General features: G+C 69.1%; 17 protein-coding genes. 11 read left to right on the top strand and 6 right to left on the bottom strand.

The features are described from left to right. Positions 1-124: 124 nt before the first annotated feature. The 4 genes from fxsA to DI276_RS11060 all read left to right on the top strand — a co-directional run bounded on the left by fxsA (position 125) and on the right by DI276_RS11060 (position 6273). A complete protein-coding gene (gene fxsA / locus DI276_RS11075; protein WP_093587801.1) occupies positions 125-292 on the top strand; it encodes an FxSxx-COOH cyclophane-containing RiPP peptide in 168 nt (55 codons plus the stop codon). Between the two features lie 97 nt (positions 293-389). Beyond that, the gene (fxsT, locus tag DI276_RS11070; protein ID WP_112263160.1) at positions 390-4061 is read left to right on the top strand and encodes an FxSxx-COOH system tetratricopeptide repeat protein; all 3672 of its coding nucleotides are present in this window, start codon (positions 390-392) and stop codon (positions 4059-4061) included. A 12-nt stretch (positions 4062-4073) separates the two neighbouring features. Then, the gene (locus tag DI276_RS11065) at positions 4074-5039 is read left to right on the top strand and encodes a hypothetical protein (protein WP_112263159.1); all 966 of its coding nucleotides are present in this window, start codon (positions 4074-4076) and stop codon (positions 5037-5039) included. Further along, positions 5032-6273, top strand: coding sequence for a pentapeptide repeat-containing protein (locus DI276_RS11060; protein ID WP_112263158.1), 1242 nt, complete (start codon positions 5032-5034; stop codon positions 6271-6273). Before DI276_RS11065 ends, DI276_RS11060 begins: the two co-directional genes overlap by 8 nt. Here DI276_RS11060 and DI276_RS11055 read toward each other — a convergent pair. The 3 genes from DI276_RS11055 to DI276_RS11045 form a co-directional block, all read right to left on the bottom strand. Further along, positions 6248-8386, bottom strand: a complete 2139-nt coding sequence (locus DI276_RS11055; RefSeq protein ID WP_112263157.1) for an AAA family ATPase — start codon at positions 8384-8386, stop codon at positions 6248-6250. The two genes, DI276_RS11060 and DI276_RS11055, sit on opposite strands and share 26 nt — an antisense overlap. Beyond that, on the bottom strand, positions 8383-9336 hold the full coding sequence (locus tag DI276_RS11050; protein ID WP_112263156.1) for a P-loop NTPase family protein: 954 nt from the start codon (positions 9334-9336) through the stop codon (positions 8383-8385). The genes DI276_RS11055 and DI276_RS11050 overlap by 4 nt, the downstream gene beginning before the upstream one ends. A 142-nt stretch (positions 9337-9478) precedes the next feature. Further along, positions 9479-10633, bottom strand: coding sequence for a cytochrome P450 (locus DI276_RS11045; RefSeq protein WP_112263155.1), 1155 nt, complete (start codon positions 10631-10633; stop codon positions 9479-9481). Positions 10634-10717: 84 nt separating this feature from the next. Between DI276_RS11045 and DI276_RS11040 the strand changes: the two genes are divergently transcribed. Continuing rightward, positions 10718-11296: a TetR/AcrR family transcriptional regulator gene (locus tag DI276_RS11040; protein ID WP_157984639.1), complete on the top strand. Its 579-nt coding sequence runs from the start codon at positions 10718-10720 to the stop codon at positions 11294-11296. Here DI276_RS11040 and DI276_RS11035 read toward each other — a convergent pair. Both DI276_RS11035 and DI276_RS11030 read right to left on the bottom strand, forming a co-directional pair. Continuing rightward, positions 11277-11717, bottom strand: coding sequence for a hypothetical protein (locus DI276_RS11035; RefSeq protein ID WP_112263153.1), 441 nt, complete (start codon positions 11715-11717; stop codon positions 11277-11279). The two genes, DI276_RS11040 and DI276_RS11035, sit on opposite strands and share 20 nt — an antisense overlap. Positions 11718-11790: 73 nt before the next feature. Beyond that, positions 11791-12987 carry a serine hydrolase domain-containing protein gene (locus DI276_RS11030; RefSeq protein WP_112263365.1) on the bottom strand — a complete coding sequence of 399 codons (1197 nt, stop codon included), beginning with the start codon at positions 12985-12987 and terminating at the stop codon, positions 11791-11793. A 362-nt stretch (positions 12988-13349) separates the two neighbouring features. On the opposite strand from DI276_RS11030, the gene kdpF reads away from it, so the two are divergent. Genes kdpF through DI276_RS11000 form a run of 6 tightly spaced genes read left to right on the top strand, consistent with a single transcriptional unit; the run spans position 13350 to position 20830 of the window. After that, entirely contained in the window at positions 13350-13451 is a 102-nt protein-coding gene (kdpF, locus tag DI276_RS11025) for a K(+)-transporting ATPase subunit F (protein WP_112263152.1), read from the top strand. Further along, complete coding sequence (gene kdpA, locus DI276_RS11020) at positions 13451-15073, top strand: potassium-transporting ATPase subunit KdpA (protein WP_112263151.1); 1623 nt, start codon at positions 13451-13453, stop codon at positions 15071-15073. Before kdpF ends, kdpA begins: the two co-directional genes overlap by 1 nt. Before the next feature lie 23 nt (positions 15074-15096). Further along, a complete protein-coding gene (kdpB, locus tag DI276_RS11015; RefSeq protein WP_232836597.1) occupies positions 15097-17076 on the top strand; it encodes a potassium-transporting ATPase subunit KdpB in 1980 nt (659 codons plus the stop codon). 1 nt (position 17077) lies between these two features. Continuing rightward, complete coding sequence (locus DI276_RS11010; protein WP_112263149.1) at positions 17078-17605, top strand: potassium-transporting ATPase subunit C; 528 nt, start codon at positions 17078-17080, stop codon at positions 17603-17605. Next, the gene (locus DI276_RS11005) at positions 17583-20156 is read left to right on the top strand and encodes a DUF4118 domain-containing protein (protein ID WP_112263148.1); all 2574 of its coding nucleotides are present in this window, start codon (positions 17583-17585) and stop codon (positions 20154-20156) included. The genes DI276_RS11010 and DI276_RS11005 overlap by 23 nt, the downstream gene beginning before the upstream one ends. Further along, positions 20153-20830 (top strand): response regulator, encoded by a 678-nt coding sequence (locus DI276_RS11000; protein WP_112263147.1) that lies wholly within the window; start codon positions 20153-20155, stop codon positions 20828-20830. The genes DI276_RS11005 and DI276_RS11000 overlap by 4 nt, the downstream gene beginning before the upstream one ends. Here the strand turns inward: DI276_RS11000 and DI276_RS10995 are convergent. After that, on the bottom strand, positions 20793-21974 hold the full coding sequence (locus DI276_RS10995; protein WP_198680561.1) for a DUF418 domain-containing protein: 1182 nt from the start codon (positions 21972-21974) through the stop codon (positions 20793-20795). The genes DI276_RS11000 and DI276_RS10995 overlap by 38 nt on opposite strands. Between the last annotated feature and the right edge of the window lie 47 nt (positions 21975-22021).

Below are 22021 nucleotides of genomic sequence, written 5' to 3'. Positions count from 1 at the left end.
ATGGTGACACGTTCGCCGCGCACCGGTATGTCCACCGGTAGAGGGATTCCGAGTCATCCACCTGCATGCCCTGACTATGATTGCGCGGCACCGCTGAACCGACCGGCCGGGCGAGGAGCACGACGTGGCTGATGATCCTGAACTCACGTCCGAGCTCATCGACGTCTCGGGGCTCACCCCGGAGCAGGTCGACGCGCTGCCGGAGTCGGTGCTCAGGAACTCGCTGCGGCGCGCGCTCGCCGAGGACCCGTCGACGCCGGGGCAGTACGCGTCGTTCCAGAACCGTTTGTAGCCGTTGCTTTCACCTGTTCAGCAGATCCACCCCGCTGGATCACCAAGTAGCGTGAGCACCCCTTCCTGCCACCACAGGCACTCGCGGGGGAGACGTGATGCGCTCTGTCGTCGCCTTTCTCTCTCCTGGCGCCGGTGCCGGGCAGACGAGCACGCTGGCGAACCTCGCCGTGGTGCTCGCCGGCTCTGGCAGGCGGGTGCTGGTCGTGGACTGGGTGACGGAACCTCCGCGCACGTCCGAGTACCTGGCGCCCTTCCTGGTGGACCACCTGGCGCTGGACGACGTGCTCGGCGCGAGTCTCGCGGCCGCGGTGGCGGCGAACCTCGGCCAGGTACCGGATCCGGACGTCGCACGGTTCGCACTGCCCGACTCCACCGGTGTCATCGACGTGCTGACGGTCGGCACGACGACGTCTCCGCCGGACGGCAGCTCACCGGCTGAGCTGCGGGACCTGTTGCTGGGCACCGACTACGACGAGATCTTTGTGGACGCCTCCACCGCCGTGCGCCGTGCGGTGGTGCCCGAAGTGGTGGCGGAGCTGTGCGACGCCGTGGCGTTGTGCTTCACCCCGCGCGAGGGAGCGATCCGGAAAGCGGCCGACCTGGGCATCGCGGTGAGCCGGCGGGCGCGGCGGCAGATCGACTTCATCCCCGTGGCCACGATGTTCGACGAGCAGTACCTGTCCAGGGCCGAACGGGCACTGGGCGCGATCCGCGCGGCGTTCGCGGTGTTGCTGGAGAACCAGCGGCGCAGGCTGGTGGCACGCGGCGCGGTTGAGATCCCGTACCGGCCGTACGACGCGTTCGACCCGTTGCTCGCGGTGCTCGTGGAACAACCGGGACCTGGGTCGCGATTGCTGACCGCCTATGGGGAACTCGCGGCGGCGGTGACGGACGGCGCGGTCGAGGTCACTCCGGCGGTGTCGCAGCTCATCACTTCTCGCTATCGCCGCCTGTACGGCCTGGAAGCAGGTATCGACCTACCGCCGCTGGTGCTCCTGCACGACACGAGGGGACGACCCTGGGCGGACTGGATCCGCGACCAGGTCACGGCCGCCGGCATGCCCGTGCTGGGGGAAGGAGCGGACGTCGGTTCCGGCGCCGGGACCGTGCAGATCGCGTTCGTGGAAACGGAAGACGGTCTGGGGCAGGACCTGAGGTCGGCGTTGGACCGGCTCGTCGGGCAGGTCACCGCGCGCGGCGCCGAGGTCGAGGTCATCAGGCTGCTCGTCGCGAGTGCCCAGGACGACCCGGAGCTGTCCGCCACCACCGTGTCGCTGGCGGACACGACGGAGGAGCGCGCACGACAGCGGCTCTTCGCGCACTTCGGTCTCGTCGAGTCGATCGATCCGACAGCTTCGCAGGGCAGTCGCTTTCCCGGCAGCAGCCCGCGCGTGCGCGTGCTGCCGCCTCGCAACCAGGACTTCGTCGGACGCGAGCGCGAGCTGGAGCACCTCCGCGACCGGCTGGCGCCGGGCCGCAGCGCCCAGGTGCAGGTGACGGGGCCACCCGGCATCGGCAAGAGCGAGTTCGCCCGCGAGTACGCGCACCGGTTCGCGCACGACTACGACCTCGTCCACTGGGTGGCCGCCCACGACCGGCAGGCCCTGTCGGACGCCATGGGTGAGTTGAGCGCACGTGTGCGAGAGGTCGTCGGCATGCGCGGCGGCGACGTCCTGAGCGCTCTCGCGGCCGACCCGGCCAACCGCTGGCTGATCGTCTACGACAACGCCGACGATCCCGAGATCGTCGACGACCTGGCACCCGCAATCGGTGTGGGGCACGTCCTCGTCACCACCACGCGGCCGCACCCGCTGACCGGTGAGGAGCTGCCGCTGACCGAGCTCTCGGCGGCGGAGAGCACGTTGCTGCTGGCCAGACACGCTCCCGGCCTGTCCGGTGTGGACGCTGCGGCGGTGGCCGACGCGGTGCGCCACCAGCCGCTCGCCGTCGAGCTGGTCGCGGCGTGGCTCAGCCAGATGACACAGGTCGCCGGCACTTCGGCGGAGCTGTCGATGGTCGTGGCCGAGCTGCTCGGCAGGCTGACCGGACAGGACGACGACGCGGTCGACGCGCAGGTCGTCGACCTGCTGACGGAGACCGCGCGGACCACCCCGCTCGGCCGGGTGACCGTGCTGCTGGCCGAGATGTGCGCCTTCCTGTCGCCGGAGGGCGCGGACATCAGGATGTTGCGGGCCAGCGCGGTCTGGCACGCGCTGGTGGCGGCCGCCGGCGAGGACGCCGCACTGCTGCAGGGCGGTGCCGACGAACTGGACCTCGTGCTGTGGGCGGGCGCGCGGTCCGGGCTGCTCGAGGTGGACTGGGGCCGCCGGCCGTTGGTGCGCATGCATCGCGTGGTGCAGTCGGTGCTGCGAGAGCTGATGCCACCGGACGTCCGCGCGGTACGGCGCGAACAGCTGCTCGCCGCCCTCGCCGCGTACGCACCGTCCGATGTGGACAACGACTACACGTCGGGTGTGCGGCGTTACGCGGAACTGCAGAAGCACGTCAGCTTCTCCGGTGCGCTGGAGTCGAGCGCGGAACCGGTGCGCCGCTGGCTGGTCAGCCAGGTGCGGCACGCCTACCACGACGGAGGTTCTGGCGGCCGGTGGCGAGTGGCGCTCGCGTTGGCAGAGAGGCTCATCGAGCGCTGGTCGGCCGAGTTCGGCGACGACGACGGCCTGCTGCTGAGATTGCGCGGACAGGCGGCGAACCTCTGCCGGGTGCTCGGCGACAACCACTCCGCGAAAGAGCTCGACAACGCCGTTCTCGGGCACCAGCGCAGGTTGCTGCCGCGCAACCACCCCCAGACGCTGATCACCGCCCGCGGTCTCGCCGCCGACCTGCGCGGTCTCGGCAACTTCGCGGATGCGCTGATCGAGGACCAGGTGACCTGGGAGGGGTTCCGGCAGTCGCTCGGCGACGACCACCCGCACACCCGCATCGCCGCGAACAACCTCGCGCTCTCCCACTACCTGTCCGGTGACGCGCGGGCCGCGCTCGACATGGAGCGCGACAACTACCGTCGCCGGGCCCGGCTGTTCGGGCAGAACGACATGCAGACCTGGTGGTCGATGTGCAGCATCGGCACCTATCAGCGCGAGCTCGGCCGGATCACGGAGTCGGTCGAGTCGCTGCGCACCGCGCGCGAGCACGTGCAGGCGCTGCGGCCGGAGACGAACCCGCTGGGGCTGCGGATCCGGTGGAACCAGGCGATCACCGAACGGCACAGCGACCGGGTGCCCGCCGCGGCCGACCGCAACCGGAGGACCCTGCGCGACTACGTCGACCAGTTCGGCGAGAAGCACCCGTGGACGCTGGGGTGCCGGCTGAGCCTCGCCCACGACCTGCGCAGGCTCGGCGACCTCGAGGCCGCGGCCGAGCACACCACCGCCTGCCTGACCGGCTTCACCCAGGACGTCGGACTCGACGAGCACCACCCGTTCGTCGCGGTGTGCCGGATGGCGCTGGCCCGCATCCGGCTGGACATGGGCGAGCTCGACGCGGCCGGTGAGCTGATCCAGCTGGCCCGCAACGAGTTCACCGCTCACCTCACCGAGACGCACCCGTGGACGCAGGTCGCCAAGTACCACCACGCCGCGATCCTGCACGCGAGAGGCGAGCCCGACCACGCCAGAACGCTCGTGGCGGAAGTTCATGAGGCGTGCGACGACTACCTGGGCAGGGACCATCCGTACACGCTCGTCACAGGCGCGAACCTGCGGAACGGCGACTGGGCACCCATCGACGTCGACGTACCGCAGACCTGAGGACGGTGTCTGGTGAGCAGCGAGGAACCGGTCGCCGTCAGCACGGCGAGCCACGTCGGCGCCGCATTCGCCGACGCGATCGAGCTGTGCCGGGACGCCGTCGCCCGCGACGACGCGATCGGGCACCTGTCGCACTACAGCTTGGGAATGCACAACTTCTCGGTCGACCGGTCGGCTGAGGTCGACCAGTGGCGGCGCGACGAAGTGGTCGCGCTCGGTCGCCGGTTGTCGTTCCAGTTCACCAGCCTCGACCGCGCGGTGCACGACGCGCGCACCGGTTCGTTGATCCGGCTGGTCGCGCAGTCGGCCGAGGGCGCCGTGATCTGCGTGACCTCGCAGCCGGGTGACCAGCTCGTCGGCGTCGTCCGCGCACCGGCGGACCGCGAAGCCCTGCCGTGGACTCCGCATGTGCGGGAGGCGGACGAGCTCGTGTCGATGCTCGCGATCACGCTCCGCGCCCATACCCGGTTGAGCTCGCAGAACCCAGGGGGGTTCGAGACGGTCCAAGACTTCGTGCCGATCATCGGCGAGGTGACCGACCCGAAGGTGACCGTGCGCAAGCCGGACGCTCCCGGCGTGGAGCGGATGGCCGAGCTGGCCGCGGATGCGTTGCGGCACAAGCACCTCCACTTCGTGGCGTACTGCGTGGACGGTGAGGTGGCGATGACGGCGGACTCGCTCGGCGCGCCGGGGCTGAGGTCGTTCTTCACCCAGATCCACGTCGACCTGCGGCGCAGGTTCTACGTCGCGCTGAGTCGTCAGCTGCCCGAGTCGGTGACCAAGTTGAACCGCATGCTGTCCCCGATACCGGGTGGCCGGCTGCTCCGGCTTGTCCTCGATGTCGATCAGGGTGCCATCTACTACTACCACCTGGGCACCGGGCGTTATCTCGTCGGCGTCACGCTGGACCAGAGCGGTGTGATGCACGCAGACGACTACACGGCACGCCTCGCGGCCCAGGTACTGCGTGATGGCTGAGCGGCCGCAGCACAAGGCGCTGTCCCACCGCGCCATCACGCTGGCGGGCCTCGCCCTGGTGCTGCTCGGTGTCGGACTCGCGATGCTGCTGGTCTGGGCGTACGGCGGAGGTACCGACGCGGAGCGCAACAAGCTCGACGCGATCAGGACGGCGGGCGCGATCGTCGTGGGCGCCGGGGGAGCCGGAGCACTGTGGCTGGCCGCCCGCCGGCAGCGCTCGGCTGAGATCTCGGTGCAGCAGAAGGTACACGACCAAGAGCAGGCGGAGAAGGCGCACTCGCTCAACGAGCAGACTGCGGCGAACACGCGGGCCGACGCGGTGGAACGACTCGTGACCGAGCTGTACGGCAAGGCCGTGGAACAGCTGGGTTCCGACAAGGCCCCGGTCCGGATGGGCGGCATGTTCGCGCTGGAACGGCTCGCGCAGAACGTTCCCGGTCAACGGCAGACGATCGTGAACGTCCTGTGCGCCTACCTGCAGATGCGGTTGCCGGAGGAAGACCAGCAGGAAGCGCAGGTGCGGACGCGAGCGCAGACGATCCTCATCGCCCACCTGCGGCCGGACGCCGGGGAATCCTTCTGGGAGAACACGGATCTCGACCTGAGTGGCGCTCAACTGTCCGAACTGGACCTGAGCGGCTGCAAGGTCCGGCACGGCAGGTTCGGCGGATGTCGGCTGAGCGGCACGACCTCGTTGCGGCGCGCGGAGTTCGCGCAGCTGTCGTGCGACGGTGCGACGATCGAGGGCGAGGCGTTGTGCGACGAGCTCACCGTGACCGGAGAATCCTCCTGGCAGCAGGTGGAGTTCCGCGGCTCCACGAGGTTCGACGGGGCACGGCTGCGTGGTCGCACCAGGTTCGACCGGGCCGCGGTGACCGGCCAGGCCGTGTTCGCCGGTGCGGAGTTCGGTGGTGACGTCTCGTTCGACGGCGCGGTGTTCCGCGGCGACACCCGGTTCCAGCGCGCGGTCTTCCTGCGGATGGCCTCGTTCGACGGGGTGGGCTTTGCCCAGCAGGTGCGGTTCACCGGAGCGTGCTTCGCGGGCGAGGTGACGTTCGACGGCGTCCGGTGCACCGATCTGCGGTTCGACGACATCACCGCGCGGGTCGACCTGCCTGGTGCCGTGACGCGGGCGTGGCCACCGGGATTCGCGCTCGGCGAGGCCTGTCCGGCGCCACCGGACCGCGTGGGCGAATGGGCGCGGTTGATCAGCGAAACGCGTGGCGGACGTTGAGGGGGAGGTTGTAGAAGGTTCGCACCAGGTCCGGCTTGCTGCCGTCGGCCAGCTCCTCCAGCTTGGCGATCGGCACCTGCTCGGTGATCCGGTCGAACGCGTGGCAGATCTCGTTCAGCCGGTCGTAGGCGCCGGCCGGAATCGGGGAGATCGCCGAGGCTTCCTGGTACCAGGCACCGACCTCGGCGCGGAACCGCACCACGATCTCGTGCAGCAGGATCGCGACGGCGGCGGGTTCCAGTCCCTTTCGCAGGTGCAGCAACAGTTTCGACGGCCGGCCGCCGGCGAACTCGTCGGCGAGGACCGCGTTGAGGTCCAGCACCTCGGTCAGCCGGTCGATCGCCCTGGTGAACTCCTGGTCGACCAACGGCGGCAAGCGGACGGGCGGCTCGCCCGCGGCCTGCCCTCCGTCGCGCACCAGCCGCAGTTCCTCGGCGATGTCCTCCAGCCTGCCCGCGATCATCTCCATGCGGTCGTCGGAAGTGGAGCGGACCTGGTCCAGCCGTTCCGCGAGCCGTTCGACGAAACCGTGGATGCTGGCCTGCTGCCGGGTGAGTTGCTCCAGCGCCTGGTGGATCTTCTCGATCGGCTCGTACCTGGACTCCGTGCGGACCTCGTCGCGGATGGCGCGCAGCAACGCCTTCAGGTGGTCGGCGTACGCGAGCCGTTGGTAGGCCAGGGGAGGGCGGCTCAGCACACCGGCGAGCCGGTCGGCCGGCTCCGGGGTCAGCGCGCCGTTCACCACGAGCAGCACCCGGCAGTCGAGCTCGACCTTGCGCAGCGCCAGCACCTTCGAGGTCAGCCGCTCGGCGTCGCGGGAGTTCAGCAACGAGTCCGTCAGCACGACCGCGCACCTCGCCGAGCCGGCCGGGAACGTCACCCAGAAGTCGACGCGCGTGTCCACGGACTGCCCGACGAAGTGGCGTTGCAGGTAGGTGAGGCCTTCGGCGTCGAGCACACGGGCCGTCGCCGCCTCCACGTCGTCCACGCTGGACAGCCCGACGCTCCTGGCGGCCTCTCTGACCTGCTCGTCGGTGATCTGCGTGCCCTCGGTGGACCACCTGCGGTACAGCTCGCTGCACAGCTGGATGATCTTGCGCGGCACGCCGTCCGCCAGACCGACGAGGTAGCTGACGACCTCCCGCGAGAACGGGTTGTCCCGCACGTCGCCGAGTGTCTGCTCGATGTAGTCACACACCTGGTCCGTGCCGAAACCGGACATCCTGATCCGGTGCGTGATCCGTTGCCGCACGTCCGCCCGCAGCTCGGTCTCGAGCTCCGGCAGCCCGGCCAGCACGAGGAACGCGCCGGCGGCGTCGAACTGCTGCAGCAACGACTTGAACGCCGTCATGCCCGCGTCGTCCTGGCCGGCGGTCACGATCTTGTGCAGCTCGTCGATCACCATCAGGAACTGGCGGTCACCGCGTGCGTAGAGCCGGACGAACGCACTCAGCACCGCCAGCGCGGCACCGTCGGTGTCGAGCCGCTGGTCGATGGTGCGTTCCACCAGGATCTGGTCCGGTGGCCCGCCGCGCAGCCAGCTCCACACCGCGTTCTTGAGGCGCTGCTCGCCGTCGTCCTCCCGCAGCAACAACGCCAACGCCTTGCTGAGCATGGGATGCCGCGTGATGTCGGCCAGCCGCGTCTCCGTCCGCCCCAGCAGGCTGGACAGCGGCAGCGACACGTTCCGGACCGCGTGCTGCGGGTCGAGGGCGCCCAGGCGCAGGAGCTGGACCTGGTGCGGCGACAGTATTCCGGTGGTGTGCAGCTCGTCGGCGATGATCTCCCTGTACACCTCGTTGACCGGTTCGAGCACGTCCTCCTGCCGCAGCGTGAAGGCGAACGTGCGGTACAGCTCGGCGAGCCCGTTCGGCGTCGCCTCGAGGTAGATGCGCCGGCACCGCTCGTCCACGTGCCGGAGCAGTTCGGAGGCCAGACGGGACTTGCCGGTGCCGTAGTCGCCGACGACCACGATCACGTTGCCCGTGCGGGGAGTGGCGAGGTAGTCGTCCAGGTGCGCCTTCGCCACGCGGATCGGGTCGGTGTCGACGCTCGGCCCCTCGACCTCGGGCACGTGGGTGACCGCCATGGAGCTGAACGGGTTCACGGTCATCGGCGGATCCTGAGGTCGTCGAAGAACTTCTCGTAGAACAGCCGGGTGATGTCCTCGTAGGTGACCCAGTCGTCATCGGTGTAACCGCTGTCCTGCTTGCCGCGTTCTTCGTACACCTCCGAGAGAATCCGCTGCAGCATCGCGATCGACCGCAACGGCCCGGCGGCCTTGTCCATCGTCTCGGTGCTGATCCGCGGGTAGTGCCCCCGTTCGTGGTGCCTGGTCAGCCGGTCCTCGATGAACCGGCGCACGTCGCCCTGGTTGAGCGGCCCCACGGCCAGCGTGATCGGCGGTACCGGCGAGGAGTCCCGCACCTTCAGCACCTGCGCGTGCCCGAGATAGGAGGACTCCGCGAAGAACAGCAGCCTGCGCCGCGCCAGCCCGGCGTACGCCACGACCTCCTGCACGACCTCGTCCGCGGGCGGCAGCAGCACGATCAGCACCACGTCGTCGGGCAGCGCGTTGCCGAGGCCTGCGTACAACCGGCTGGGGCGCACCGAGTCCAGGCTCGCGAGCGCCTCCGGGGCGAGCAGCGCGCTGTGCGCCAGCTCGTCCAGCAGCCGTGCGGCGACGAGACCCATCCGCTCCTCGACCGACTGCCGTGACCCGTCCCTGGTGAGATCGACGACGACCCCGCGCAGACCACGTTCGGTGAGCCGGTCCCGCGTCCACCGCGCACACCGGTTGATCAACGCGGTCTTCCCGCACCCGGACTCACCGGTGACGAGCACGAGCCTGCCGTCCTCGCGGAGGTTCTCCACCGCGGCCATCCGGCGCGTGTACTCCTGGAACGCCGCGAGCGTGTGGTTGACGTCGACGTACAGCTCGTCGTGCGACTCGTACCGCCACGGGCAGAGCGGACGCAGCGGCGACTCCTCCCAGCCCGGCACGAGGAACGGGTTGATCGCCGGTGGCCCTCCGCTGTCTCGCCGCATCGTCCCGGAGCTCACCGCCTCTCGTGTCCAACTCCCATGTCGCCACGCGGGTACGGAGTATTACCACGGCCCGCACACGTGCGAAGACCGCCGATCGGTGTGAAGTCGTTTTCCACTTGGCCGTGGAATTTCCGCGACTGTCCTCTTAGGACTTGAGTTACCAGGTCACGTGCAACGAGTGCAGCCCGTAGACGGCGCTGAAGATCCGGAAGTCGGCCTTGTCGTCGGCCAGCGCGAGGCCGGGGAACCGGCGCAGCAGTGCCGGGAAGGCGATCCGCATCTCCATCCTGGCCAGCGGTGCGCCGAGGCAGTGGTGCACGCCGTGGCCGAACGCGACGTGCCGGGACGAGCCTCGGGTGACGTCGAGGACCTCGGGGTTCTCGACGACGGCGGGATCGCGGTTGGCGGCGGGCAGGGACGGGAACACGAGCGAGCCGGCCGGGATGGTGTGCCCGGCGATCCGCACCTCGGTGGTGGTCACGCGCGGCATCGGCGTGTGCACGATGGACAGCCAGCGCAGCAGTTCCTCGAGCGCGGGCTCGACCAGAGCGGGATCTTCGCGGATCAGGGCCAGTTGGTCCGGGTGCCGCAGCAGTGCGAGCGTGCCCAGGCCGAGCATGTTGGAGGTGGTCTCGTGCCCGGCCAGCAGCAACAGGCCGGAGATGCCGATCAGTTCGTCGGTGGTCAGGTCGTCGCCGTGCTCGCGCACCAGCATTCCCAGCATGTCCTCGCCGGGGTCGGCCTGCGCGCGGGCGACCAGACTCGCCATGTACGCGCGGTCTTCCCTGCGCACGGCGTCCTGCTCTGCGGCCGGCAGGGAGATGTCAAGCATTCGTGCGGTCCGGTCCTGGAACTCGGCGCGGTCGGCGTACGGCACGCCCAGCAGCTCGCAGATCACCAGTGAGGGCACCGGCAACGCGAAGTGCTCCACCAGGTCTGCCGGGCGTCCGGCCGATTCGAGGTCGTCCAGTGCCGCGTCCACGATCTCGGTGATCCGCGGCTCGAGCCGGCGCATGCGGCGCACGGTGAACTCCGGTGTGAGCATCCGCCGCAGCCGCGTGTGGTCCGGCGGGTCGAGCGAGAGCAACTGCCCGCTGGTGTCCTCGCCGGGCTGCCCGAACGGCGCGATCGCGTTGCTGAACCGCGTCCCGTCCGCGAACACCTCCCGCACGTCCTCGTACCGGCAGATCAGGAAGGCGGGCATGCCGAACGGTGTCGTGAACCGCACGACCCCTTCGTCGTCACGTATCCGCGCGAGCTCGTCGACCGGGTCGAACCCGTTGCGCCGCATCTCCAATGGCACTTCCGTCATCTGCTTCCCCTCTCTTGCGCCACGAGAGAAGCGTACTCCGTCATGAGACATGCGTGTCTCATGACGGAGCGGTAATCTGACCCGGTGGCCAGATCGGAAGCAGGGATGCAGCGGACGCGCACGGCGATCCTCGACGCCGCCGCACGGCTGTTGAGCTGCCGGCCGGACGCGGCGATCGCGGAAATCGCGGACGAGGCGGGCGTCGGCCGTGCCACGTTGTACCGGCACTTCCCGACGAGGGAGTCGCTGCAGCAGGGCGTGGCGGAGGTCGGCATCGCTGAGATCGTCGACGCCTTCGAGGCCGCCGGACTGGACGAGCTGCCCGCCGACCGGGCGATCGCCAGGATCACCGCCGTCGTCATGCGCAACGGCGCCAAGTACGCGGCGGTGATCAGTCAGACCAGCGCCGAGCTGTGCGACCCGGCCGACCTCGACCGCGCCACCAAGCCGCTCCGCGAGGTCGTCGACCGAGGCATCCGCGACGGGGTGCTGCGGGACGACCTGCGCGGCGAGACGATGTTCATGATGTTCGCCGCGGTCCTCGAGCGTGCGCTCTTCCTGACCATCGGCGACCAGATGACTCCGGAAGAAGCCACCGAGGTCGCCCTGGCGATCTTCCTCGACGGTGCGCGGAACCCGGTGGCTACTCGTCGGATTGGATGATCATCAGTCGGAAGGTCGTCGACGGCGACTCGCGTCCGCAGGTCTGCAACATGTGCCAGGCCAGGTTGCCGGGGCCGTTGTTCGCCTGGGGAAGTCGTTCCCTGCTGATCCCGAGGACGCCGTCCTCGCTTTCGTCGAGGATCTCCGGCGTGCCGACGAGCACGGCCAGGCCGAACGCCAGCACGTCGGCGCGCAGGTCGTCGTCGAGGTCGTCGGTGAGCCCGATCTTGCACTGCGGCTCGCCGTCGTCGTCGGCACCGAGGCCGACCAGACCCGCGAGTCCCGCGCTGTGCGCCGCCGGCACCTCGAACACGCGGATGCCGGTGCCCATCGCCAGTGCCATCAGTCTGGCTGTCGGAGTGGTGAGCAGGGGGTCGTGGATCGAGGCTCGGCCTTCGGGGTTTTCGGTGCGGTCGCCCATGATGGTTCAGATCGTATTGCGAAACGCACTCAACGGCCGAGCGGGTTGACCCGCTCGGCCGATGGTGTGTCGCCTAGCTCTGCCGGCCGCAGATCACCTTGTTGACGAGCGTCTTGTCCGCCTTGTCGTAGGCCACCGCCAGTTCGGTGTCGGACACCTTGTCGCCGTAGGTCAGCGACAGCTCGAAAGTCCTGCTGCCGTCGGGGGTGCTGGCCGTGATCGTGCCGTAGCCGTGGAAGCCGCCCATGCCCTTGTAGACGACACCGCAGTCCGGGCCCCCGTCCTGCACCCACAGGCCGAGGCCGTAGCTGCCCTTGGGGTGGGGCTTGCGCATCTCGGCCAGCAGCGGGGCAGGCAGGAGCTTGCCGCGGTGCAGTGCGGAGAAGAACGTGTGGAGGTCCTTGGTCGTCGAGATGAGCTCACCGGCGCTGGTCGCCCAGGAGGGGTTCTGGCGGGTGATGTCGACGACCTTGTACTGTCCGGCGTCCTGGTAGCGGTAGTAGCCGTGAGCGTGCGGCCCGGGGATTTCCGGCGACGTGCCCGGTGCGAAGGTGTCCCGCATCCCGAGCGGGCGCAGGATCCGTCGCTGCAGCTCGTCGGCCCACGGCCGGCCGGCGACCTTCTCGATCACCAGCCCTGCCAGCAGGTAGTTGATGTTCGTGTAGCCCCAGTCGGTGCCCGGTTCGAACACCGCCGGCTTGGACAGGCTGAACCGCGCCAGCTCCTCCGGCCGGTAGGTGTGGAACCGGTTGTCCACGAACTCCTGGCCCGCCAACGGGATTCCCGGCACGATCGTGCCGTCGGGCAGCTGCGCGCCGACGTAGTCGAACAACCCGCTGGTGTGCTGCAACAGCATCCGCACCGTGATCCGCCGGTCGATGTTGTACTCGGGCAGGTAGTCGGCCACCGGCGCGTCCAGGCCCACCTTGCCCTCGCCGACCAGTTGCAGCACCACGGTGGCCACCAAGGTCTTGGTGTTGCTGCCGATCCGGAACCGGCCGTTCGTCGGCGGCTTCGCGGTCGAGCCCACCTTGCGCACCCCGGCGCTGCCGACCCAGTCGCCCCGCTCGTCGTGCACCCGCAGCTGGACGCCGGCAAGACCGGAGTCGACGATCGCCTGAGCCGTCGCCTGCAGGTCAGGACGACTCGGTGCGGCGGCGGCCGTCCCCGAAAAGGCCACTCCGGCCAGCAGCGCCGCGGCCACCGCCGTGACGCCGATCCGCCGCGCCTTGTTGTTGGTCTCACTGGTTTCAATCGCTGAGCTCGTCATGGCGATTACGATCACCGGCCGCCCTGACACCGGACAGTCACCGCGCTGACACGTCCTGACAGCGGCCAGGGTCCCGAACGAGATCTTGACGGCCGGTCGGATCACACCGGGTCACCTCGGCTCGCACCTCTGGGTGAGACGCAGTTCTCAGCGGCATCAAGAACGCGTAAAGGAACCGCGAGGGGGCGTCAAGGTGCCGTCAGGTGGCCCTGACGTGCGGGTTTCCCTCATGCACGCTTGCTCGCGTCAAGACCACGTCGTTGTCGTTGAAGGGAGCGCGCCATGGCCGATCTGGCCTACGCGTTGCTGCTGGTCGTGAGTTTCCTCGTGCTGGGTCTCACCGTGCGCGGACTGGAGAAGTTGTGAGCGGCACCGGTCTGGTCGCGAACGCCGTAGGCGGCGTGATCGCGTTGTTGTTGATCGTCTACTTGTTCATCGCACTGATCCGGCCGGAGAAGTTCTGATGTCACCTCTCGTGGCCGGCCTGGTGCAGGTCGGCGTTCTCATCGTGGCTTTGGCGCTGGCTTACCGGCCGCTCGGCGACTACATGGCGCGGGTTTTCCAGGCAGAGAAGCACTCCAGGCTGGAGCTGGCGATCTACCGGATCGGTCGCATCGAACCGAACGCCGAGCAGAAGTGGAGCACCTACGCTTACGGGGTGCTCGGGTTCTCCTTCGTCGGCATTGTGTTCCTGTACGTGATCCAGCGGGTCCAGGCATTCTTGCCGTTCGACTTCGGCCGCGGCAACGTGCCGGAAGGCATGGCGTTCAACACCGCCATCAGCTTCGTGACGAACACGAACTGGCAGTCGTACGTGCCGGAAGCCGTCATGGGCCACACGGTCCAGATGATCGGTCTGACGGTGCAGAACTTCGTGTCCGCCGCGGTGGGTCTGGCCGTCGCGATCGCGTTGGTGCGCGGCTTCGTGCGGAGTCAGACCGACCGGCTCGGCAACTTCTGGGTCGACCTGGTCCGCGGCACGATCCGGATCCTGCTGCCGCTGGCGTTCGTGTTCGCGATCGTGCTGATCGCGCTGGGCGTCACGATGAGCCTCAAGTCCGGTGTGGACGTTGACGGTCAGACGATCGCCAACGCGCCGGTCGCGTCGCAGGAGGCCATCAAGGAGCTCGGCACCAACGGCGGCGGTGTGCTCAACGCGAACTCGGCGCACCCGTTCGAGAACCCCAACGAGTGGTCGAACCTGATCGAGATCTTCCTGCTGCTGGTGATCCCGGTGGCGCTCACCCGCACCTTCGGGCAGTTGATGGGGAACAAGAAGCAGGGTTACGTCCTGCTCGGTGTCATGGGCCTGATCTGGTCCGCGATGCTCGCGGTCGTCTGGGCCGCCGAGGCGAACGGCATCAGGCCGTTGGAGGGCAAGGAACTCCGGTTCGGTGTCCCCGCCAGCGCGCTCTTCGCGAACTCGACCACCGGCACGTCGACCGGTGCGGTCAACTCGCTGCACGACAGTTTCACCGGGCTCGGTGGCGGCGGAGCGTTGCTGAACATGTTGTTCGGCGAGATGACGCCGGGCGGGGTCGGCACGGGCCTGTACAGCATCCTGGTGATGGCGATCATCGCGATGTTCCTGGCCGGCTTGATGGTCGGCCGCACGCCGGAGTACCTGGGCAAGAAGCTGGGCCGCAAGGAGGTCACGGCGGCTGCGGTGTCGATTCTCGCGATGCCGACGGTGTTGCTGATCGGCGCGGGTATCGCGGCGATCCTGCCGAGCACGCGAGGTGCGCTCAACAACCCCGGCTCACATGGCCTGTCGGAGATCCTATACGCCTACGCGTCGGCGTCGAACAACAACGGGTCCGCGTTTGCCGGCATCACGGTGACCAACGACTGGTTCCAGTCGTCGCTGGGCCTGTGCATGCTGTTCGGCCGGTTCATCCCGATCATCGCGGTGCTGGCCCTGGCCGGATCCCTTGCGGCGCAGAAGAAGGTGCCGGTCACGGCGGGCACGCTGCCCACCACCGGGCCGCTCTTCGCGACCCTGCTCACCGGGTCGATCGTCCTGGTCGCGGCGCTGACGTTCGTTCCCGCTCTCGCTCTTGGTCCCATCGCGGAGGCACTGCTGTGACCACGACTCTGCTCAAACCTGCTGTGGCACAGGAGAAGACACCGGCCAAGCCGAGCATCGCCGCGGCCGTCCCGGAGGCGCTGCGCAAGCTCCATCCGCGCTACCAGCTGCGCAGCCCTGTCATGTTCGTCGTCTGGGTGGGTTCGCTGCTGGTCACCGTGTTCGCGGTGACCGACCCGAGCGTGTTCACCGTTGCGGTGGCGCTGTGGCTTTGGTTCACCGTGCTGTTCGCGAACCTCGCCGAGGCCGTCGCGGAAGGACGTGGCAAGGCGCAGGCGGACTCGCTCCGGAAGACCAAGAAGGACGCCGTCGCACGGCTCCTCAACGGTGACGTCGTGGCCGGAACCGAGCTCAAGATCGGTGACCTGGTCGTGGTCGAGGCGGGCGAGGTCATCCCCGGCGACGGAGACGTCGTCGAAGGCATCGCGACCGTGGACGAGTCGGCGATCACCGGTGAGTCCGCGCCGGTGATCCGCGAGTCGGGTGGCGACCGAAGTGCGGTCACCGGGGGCACGACGGTGCTGTCGGACCGGATCGTCGTCAGGATCACGACCAAGCCCGGCGAGACGTTCGTCGACCGGATGATCGCGCTGGTCGAAGGCGCGGAACGGCAGAAGACGCCGAACGAGATCGCGCTGACGATCCTGCTGTCCACGCTGACGATCATCTTCCTGCTCGCGGTCGTGGCGCTGCAGCCGTTCGCCATCTACTCCGGCGGCGCGCAGTCGGTGGTCGTGCTGACCGCGCTGCTGGTCTGCCTGATCCCGACGACGATCGGCGCGTTGCTGTCGGCTATCGGCATTGCGGGCATGGACCGGCTGGTGCAGCGCAACGTGCTGGCCACGTCCGGCAAGGCCGTTGAGGCCGCCGGTGACATCGACACGTTGTTGCTGGACAAGACCGGCACGATCACGTGGGGCAACCGGCGTGCCACGGAGTTCATCGCCGCCAACGGAACCGACGAGCGCAGGCTGGCCGAGGCCTGCCGGCTGTCCAGCCTCGCCGACGGCACGCCGGAAGGCCGCAGCATCGTCGAGCTGTGCGTGGAGAAGTACGGGCTGCCGGCCGAGCCGTCGGACGCGGAGAAGATCGGCGAGTTCGTGCCGTTCACGGCGCAGACCCGGATGTCCGGCATCGATCTGAACGGTCGCAGCATCCGCAAGGGAGCGGCCAGCGGGTTCACCACCTCCGACGAGGTTCAGGCGATCGTCGACCGGATCAGCGAGGACGGCGGCACACCGCTCGTCGTGGCCGAGAACGACGAAGTGCTCGGTGTCATCCGGCTTTCAGATGTGGTGAAGCCGGGCATGAAGGAACGCTTCGCCGAGCTGCGCGCGATGGGCATCCGCACGGTCATGGTGACCGGCGACAACCCGTTGACCGCCAAGGCGATCGCGGCAGAGGCAGGCGTGGACGACTTCCTCGCCGAGGCCAAGCCCGAGGACAAGATGGCCCTGATCCGCCAGGAGCAGGAGGGCGGCCGGCTGGTCGCGATGACCGGTGACGGCACCAACGACGCCCCGGCGCTCGCGCAGTCGGACGTCGGTGTCGCGATGAACACCGGCACGTCGGCCGCGAAGGAGGCCGGCAACATGGTCGACCTCGACTCGGACCCGACCAAGCTCATCGAGATCGTGGAGATCGGCAAGCAGCTGCTGATCACGCGCGGTGCGTTGACGACGTTCTCCGTGGCGAACGACCTGGCGAAGTACTTCGCGATCCTGCCGGCGATGTTCGCGGCGATCTACCCGGCGCTGGGTCAGCTCAACATCATGCGCCTGGCGACACCGCAGTCCGCGATCCTGTCGGCGGTGATCTTCAACGCGCTGATCATCGTGGCGCTGATCCCGTTGGCCCTGAAGGGCGTCCGCTACCGGCCGTCCAGCGCGTCGGCGTTGCTGCGGCGCAACCTGCTGATCTACGGTCTCGGCGGCATCGTGACGCCGTTCGCCGGGATCTGGCTGATCGACCTGCTCGTGCGACTCATCCCCGGGATCGGCTGACATGGACAACTTCTTCAAGCAGGCGTGGGCAGGGCTGCGGATCCTGCTGGCGCTCACGGTCGTCTGCGGTGTGCTGTACCCGCTGGCGGTGTGGGGCGTGTCCCGCATCCCCGGCCTGCACGCCAACGCCGAGGCCACGGACACCACGCTGGTGGCGGTCGTCCGCACCGGCGACAAGTACTTCGTGCCGCGCCCGTCCGCCGCGACGCTGCCCGCGTCGGGTGGCTCGAACAAGGGCGAGCTGAACGAGGACTACACCAAGATCGTCGCCCAGCGCCGCACGGAGATCGCGCAACGCGAGGGCGTGCCGGAAAACGCGGTGCCGCAGGACGCGGTGACCGCCTCGGCTTCTGGTCTCGACCCGGACATCAGCCCGGAGTACGCGGAGATCCAGGTGCCACGGGTGGCGCGGGCCAGCGGTCTGTCCGCGGAGAAGGTCCGGGAGCTCGTCAAGGCGAACACCGGTGGCACCTTCACCACCACCGTGAACGTGACGGCGCTGAACCGTGCCATCGACGCAGTCAGCTGAGCGACGCCGCGGCGAGCTGCGCATCTACCTCGGTGCCGCTCCCGGTGTCGGCAAGACCTTCGCCATGCTCGGCGAAGCTCACCGGCGCCGGGAGCGCGGCACCGACGTGGTCGTCGGCCTCGTCGAGACGCACGGACGGGAGAAGACCCAGAGCCTGCTCGACGGCCTGGAGATGCTGCCCCGCAAGGAGATCCACCACCGCGGCGTCGACTTCACCGAGATGGACGTCGATGCGTTGCTGGCTCGTGCGCCCGAAGTCGCGGTCGTCGACGAGCTCGCGCACACCAACGTGCCCGGCTCGCGCAACGAAAAGCGCTGGCAGGACGTCGAGGAACTGCTCGACGCCGGCATCGACGTGCTGTCCACGGTCAACGTCCAGCACCTCGAGTCGCTCAACGACGTCGTCGAACGGATCACCGGTGTCACGCAACGGGAAACCGTGCCGGACGAGGTCGTCCGCCGCGCCGAACAGGTCGAGCTGGTGGACATCACGCCAGAAGCGCTGCGCAGGAGAATGGCGCACGGCAACGTCTACGCCGCCCACAAGGTCGATGCCGCGCTGGGCAACTACTTCCGCGTCGGCAACCTGACCGCGTTGCGCGAGCTGGCGTTGCTGTGGGTGGCCGACCAGGTCGACGTCGCGTTGCAGCGGTACCGGCACGACCGGCAGATCACCGACACCTGGGAGACCCGCGAGCGCGTCGTCGCCGCGATCACCGGCGGACCGGAGAGCGAGACGTTGATCCGCCGCGCCCGGCGCATCGCCCTGCGCGCGGGCGCCGAGCTCCTCGTGGTGCACGTGCTGCGCGGCGACGGGCTCACCGGTGCGTCACCCGAGGTCGTGGCGAAGTGCCGCAAGATCGGCGAAGACCTCGGCGCGACGTTCCACTCGGTGGTCGGCGACGACGTGCCGACCGCGTTGCTGGAGTTCGCGCGCGGCGTCAACGCCACCCAGCTCGTGCTCGGCACGTCACGACGTTCTCGGCTCGCACGCGCGCTCGACGAGGGCATCGGCGCCGCCGTGATCCACGACTCGGGCCCGATCGACGTGCACATGGTCACGCACGACGCCGCACGACGTGGCTTGCGCTGGGAGATCGGCCGCAACGCGCTCGGCCGGGGGCGGCAGCTCGCGGGCTGGCTGGCGGCGGTGCTGCTGCCGGCGTTGAGCACCGTGCTCGGCCTGTTCTGGCGCGACGACATCGACTACTCCACCGACCTGGTCGGGTTCCTGCTCGCCACCTGCGTGGTGGCGCTGGTCGGCGGACTGGGGCCGGCGCTCGTCAGCGCGTTCCTCGGCGCGGGCCTGCTCAACTTCTTCTTCACGCCGCCGTACTACAGCCTGGCGGTGAACACCCCGGAGAACGTGATCACCCTGGTGGCCATGGTGATCGTGGCGACGATCGTCGCGCTGGTGGTGGACCGCGCCGCACGGCTGGGGGAGCAGGGCGCTCGTGCCCGCACGGAGGCCGCCCTGCTCGCCTCCTATTCGCGCACCGTGCTCACCAGCCCGTACCCGTTGTCGCGGCTGCTGGAGAAGATCCGGGAGAACTTCGGCCTCGACTCGGTCGCCTTGCTGGAACGCCGGGGCGGCGGCTGGGAACGCATCGCGTGCGTGGGCCCGCGTCCGTGCGACGAGCCGGACGAGGCCGACGGCGACATCGCGGTCACCTCCGACATCCACCTGGCGTTGCGGGGCAAGACGTTGCCGGCGAGCGACCAGCGCGTGCTCGAAGCCGCTGCGGGCCAGGCGTTGATGGCACTGCGCCAACAGCGCATGGCCGCGGAAACGGCGGACGCGCAACGCAAGGTCGAGACGACCGAGCTGCGCACCGCGTTGCTGTCCGCGGTCGGGCACGACCTGCGCACCCCGTTGACGTCCATCAAAGCCGCGATCGGCAGCCTGCGCGACCGCGAGCTCCGACTGTCCGAAGAGGACACCGAAGAACTCATGGCCACCGTGGAGGAATCGGCGGACCGGCTCAACGGCCTGGTGGACAACCTGCTCGACTCGTCCCGGCTCGCCACCGGATCGGTGGCCCCGGTCATCCGGCCGGTCACCTACTACGAGGTCGTCGCCAGGGCGTTGTCGGTCATCGACGAGCGCAACACGATCTCGGTGAGCGTCGACGAGCACCTGCCGGCCGTGCAGGCGGATCTCGGGCTGCTCGAACGCGTCGTCGCCAACGTCATCGACAACGCGCTGCGGCACGGCCGGATGTCCCCGCGCCGGCGCGTCGACGTCGACGGTGACGGCCGCGTCACCGTCGACGAGCCGGAGATCGCCGTGCGGGCCAGTGCGCACGGGGATCAGGTGGAACTGCGGGTCGTCGACCACGGGCCCGGTCTGCACAAGAAGGTCGTGGACCGGGTCTTCACGCCCTTCCAACGCCTCGGCGACCGCGACTCCACCCCCGGCGTCGGACTTGGGCTGAGCGTGGCGAAGGGTTTCACCGAAGCGATGGGCGGTGAGATCAACGCGGAGGACACGCCAGGTGGCGGGCTCACAGTGGTCATCTCACTTCCCCGGTACGAGGAGAACAGGGCATGACCTCGGTGCTGGTCGTCGACGACGAACCGCAGATCGTCCGCGCGCTGCGGATCAACCTCAGCGCCCGCGGTTACGACGTCCTGACCGCCTACGACGGCAAGACCGCGCTGAGCGTTGCCGTGGAAGGAAAACCGGACGTAGTGGTGTTGGACCTCGGGCTGCCCGACATCGACGGCGTGGACGTGATCGCCGGGCTGCGGGGCTGGTCGTCCATGCCGATCATCGTGCTGTCCGCCCGCACCGATTCGGCGGCCAAGGTCGAAGCGCTGGACGCGGGCGCGGACGACTACGTGACCAAGCCCTTCGGCATGGACGAACTGCTGGCGCGGCTGCGTGCCGCGGTGCGCAGGAAAACCGTGCAGGTGCTGGAAGAACCGATGGTGCAGACGTCGACCTTCACCGTCGACCTCGCGGTCAAGCGGGTGCACCGCGACGACCGCGAGGTGCACCTCACCCCGACCGAGTGGGGACTGCTGGAGATCCTCGCCCGCAACCCCGGCCGGCTCGTCTCGCAGAAGCAGCTCCTCACCGAGGTGTGGGGACCCACGTACGTCGGCGAGACGCAGTACCTGCGGGTGTACCTGGCACAGCTGCGGCGCAAGCTCGAGGTCGACCCGTCCCGTCCCCGGCACCTCGTCACCGAGCCGGGGATGGGCTATCGGCTGGAGTTTTAGCGCGCGGGTACGACATCCGGCGCAACAGCACCTCCATCGGTCCGCGCTGTCCTGTGCGGCGCATCCATTCGGCGAGCAGCACCGACACGACGAAGACTGCCGCGGCGATGCCGTAGCTGCCGGCCAGGCTCACCTCGGCGCGCAGGTCGAAGGTGAACGGGTAGAACAAGGCCAGCCACACCGCGGACTGGAACAGGTAGAACGTCAGCGAACGCTGGCCGAGCGCGGCCAGTGCGGTGGTGAGCCGTCCGGGCCGGTCTCCGATCCGCGCCGCCGCCAGGCCCACGGCGGCGGCCAGGCCGATGCCGCCCGCGAACCCGGTCAGGTCGTGCGCGGCCGCGACCGTCCACTGCAGACTGATCGAGTCGGTGTGCCACACCCCGGCAGCCAGCAGGGCAGCGGGCAACCGGCCGAGCAGTGCCAAGGCGAGCAGGCCGAGAGCGGCGCGGCGCAGCGTGCTGCGGTGCTCGGTCGGACGGTCCAGGAACCTGCGGCGGGCCGCCCAGATCCCCAGCAGCATTCCGGGCAGCACCATCACGACACCCAGCAGCGCCTGTGCCGGCTTGGTCACGTTGGCGAGGACGTGCGCGCCGTAGTTGGGCTCCATGAACGGCGCGAAGGTGACCGGTGCGCCGGCCTGGAGGCCGAGCTGCGCGTTCACGCTCTGCCAGGCGAGCAGCAGCGTGGCGGGCAACAAGGTCAGCGCGGCCGTCCAACCGAGCGTCCTGTCCGTCGCGCGCACCATCGGTGTGCACAGCAGCAGGGCGAGACCGTAGATGGCGACGATGTCGATGGGCACCAGCAGGATGGTGTGCGCGAACCCGATCAGGACCAGCCAGACGCTGCGGCGCCGCAGCAACTTGCGCAGGCCCGGCCAGTCGCCGCCGCGGGCGTGGTGCCGGTGGGCGAGCTGGCCCAGGCCGTAGCCGAACAGGAACACGAACATCGCGCGGGCCTGGTTGTCGGCGATCAGCGATTTCATGAACAGCGTGACGTCGTCGAGCAGCGGCAGGCCCGAACGCCAGGAGCTCAGGAACCCCGGTGCGTGCGCCAGCGCGATGAGCAACAGCATCAGGCCGCGCGCGAGGTCAGGGGCCAGCGAACGGCCGGCCGGGACAGGTGCGGTGTACGAATTTGTGTTCACGATCCGCGAAAGCTACGAAGCCTTCACTGATCGGTCAACGAACTTGA

The organism is Lentzea terrae, from assembly GCF_003265345.1.
Taxonomy (GTDB): domain Bacteria; phylum Actinomycetota; class Actinomycetes; order Mycobacteriales; family Pseudonocardiaceae; genus Lentzea; species Lentzea terrae.
Note: the sequence above shows the minus strand (reverse complement) of the source record. Positions and strands in the feature narration are given on the sequence as shown.

Excerpts from the sequence above, each read along its gene's own strand:
- fxsT (WP_112263160.1), top strand. The coding sequence starts at position 390 with ATGCGCTCTGTCGTCGCCTTTCTCTCTCCTGGCGCCGGTGCCGGGCAG.
- DI276_RS11060 (WP_112263158.1), top strand. The coding sequence starts at position 5,032 with ATGGCTGAGCGGCCGCAGCACAAGGCGCTGTCCCACCGCGCCATCACG.
- DI276_RS11055 (WP_112263157.1), bottom strand. The coding sequence starts at position 8,386 with ATGACCGTGAACCCGTTCAGCTCCATGGCGGTCACCCACGTGCCCGAG.
- DI276_RS11045 (WP_112263155.1), bottom strand. The coding sequence starts at position 10,633 with ATGACGGAAGTGCCATTGGAGATGCGGCGCAACGGGTTCGACCCGGTC.
- DI276_RS11035 (WP_112263153.1), bottom strand. The coding sequence starts at position 11,717 with ATGGGCGACCGCACCGAAAACCCCGAAGGCCGAGCCTCGATCCACGAC.
- DI276_RS11030 (WP_112263365.1), bottom strand. The coding sequence starts at position 12,987 with ATGACGAGCTCAGCGATTGAAACCAGTGAGACCAACAACAAGGCGCGG.
- kdpA (WP_112263151.1), top strand. The coding sequence starts at position 13,451 with ATGTCACCTCTCGTGGCCGGCCTGGTGCAGGTCGGCGTTCTCATCGTG.
- DI276_RS11010 (WP_112263149.1), top strand. The coding sequence starts at position 17,078 with ATGGACAACTTCTTCAAGCAGGCGTGGGCAGGGCTGCGGATCCTGCTG.
- DI276_RS11000 (WP_112263147.1), top strand. The coding sequence starts at position 20,153 with ATGACCTCGGTGCTGGTCGTCGACGACGAACCGCAGATCGTCCGCGCG.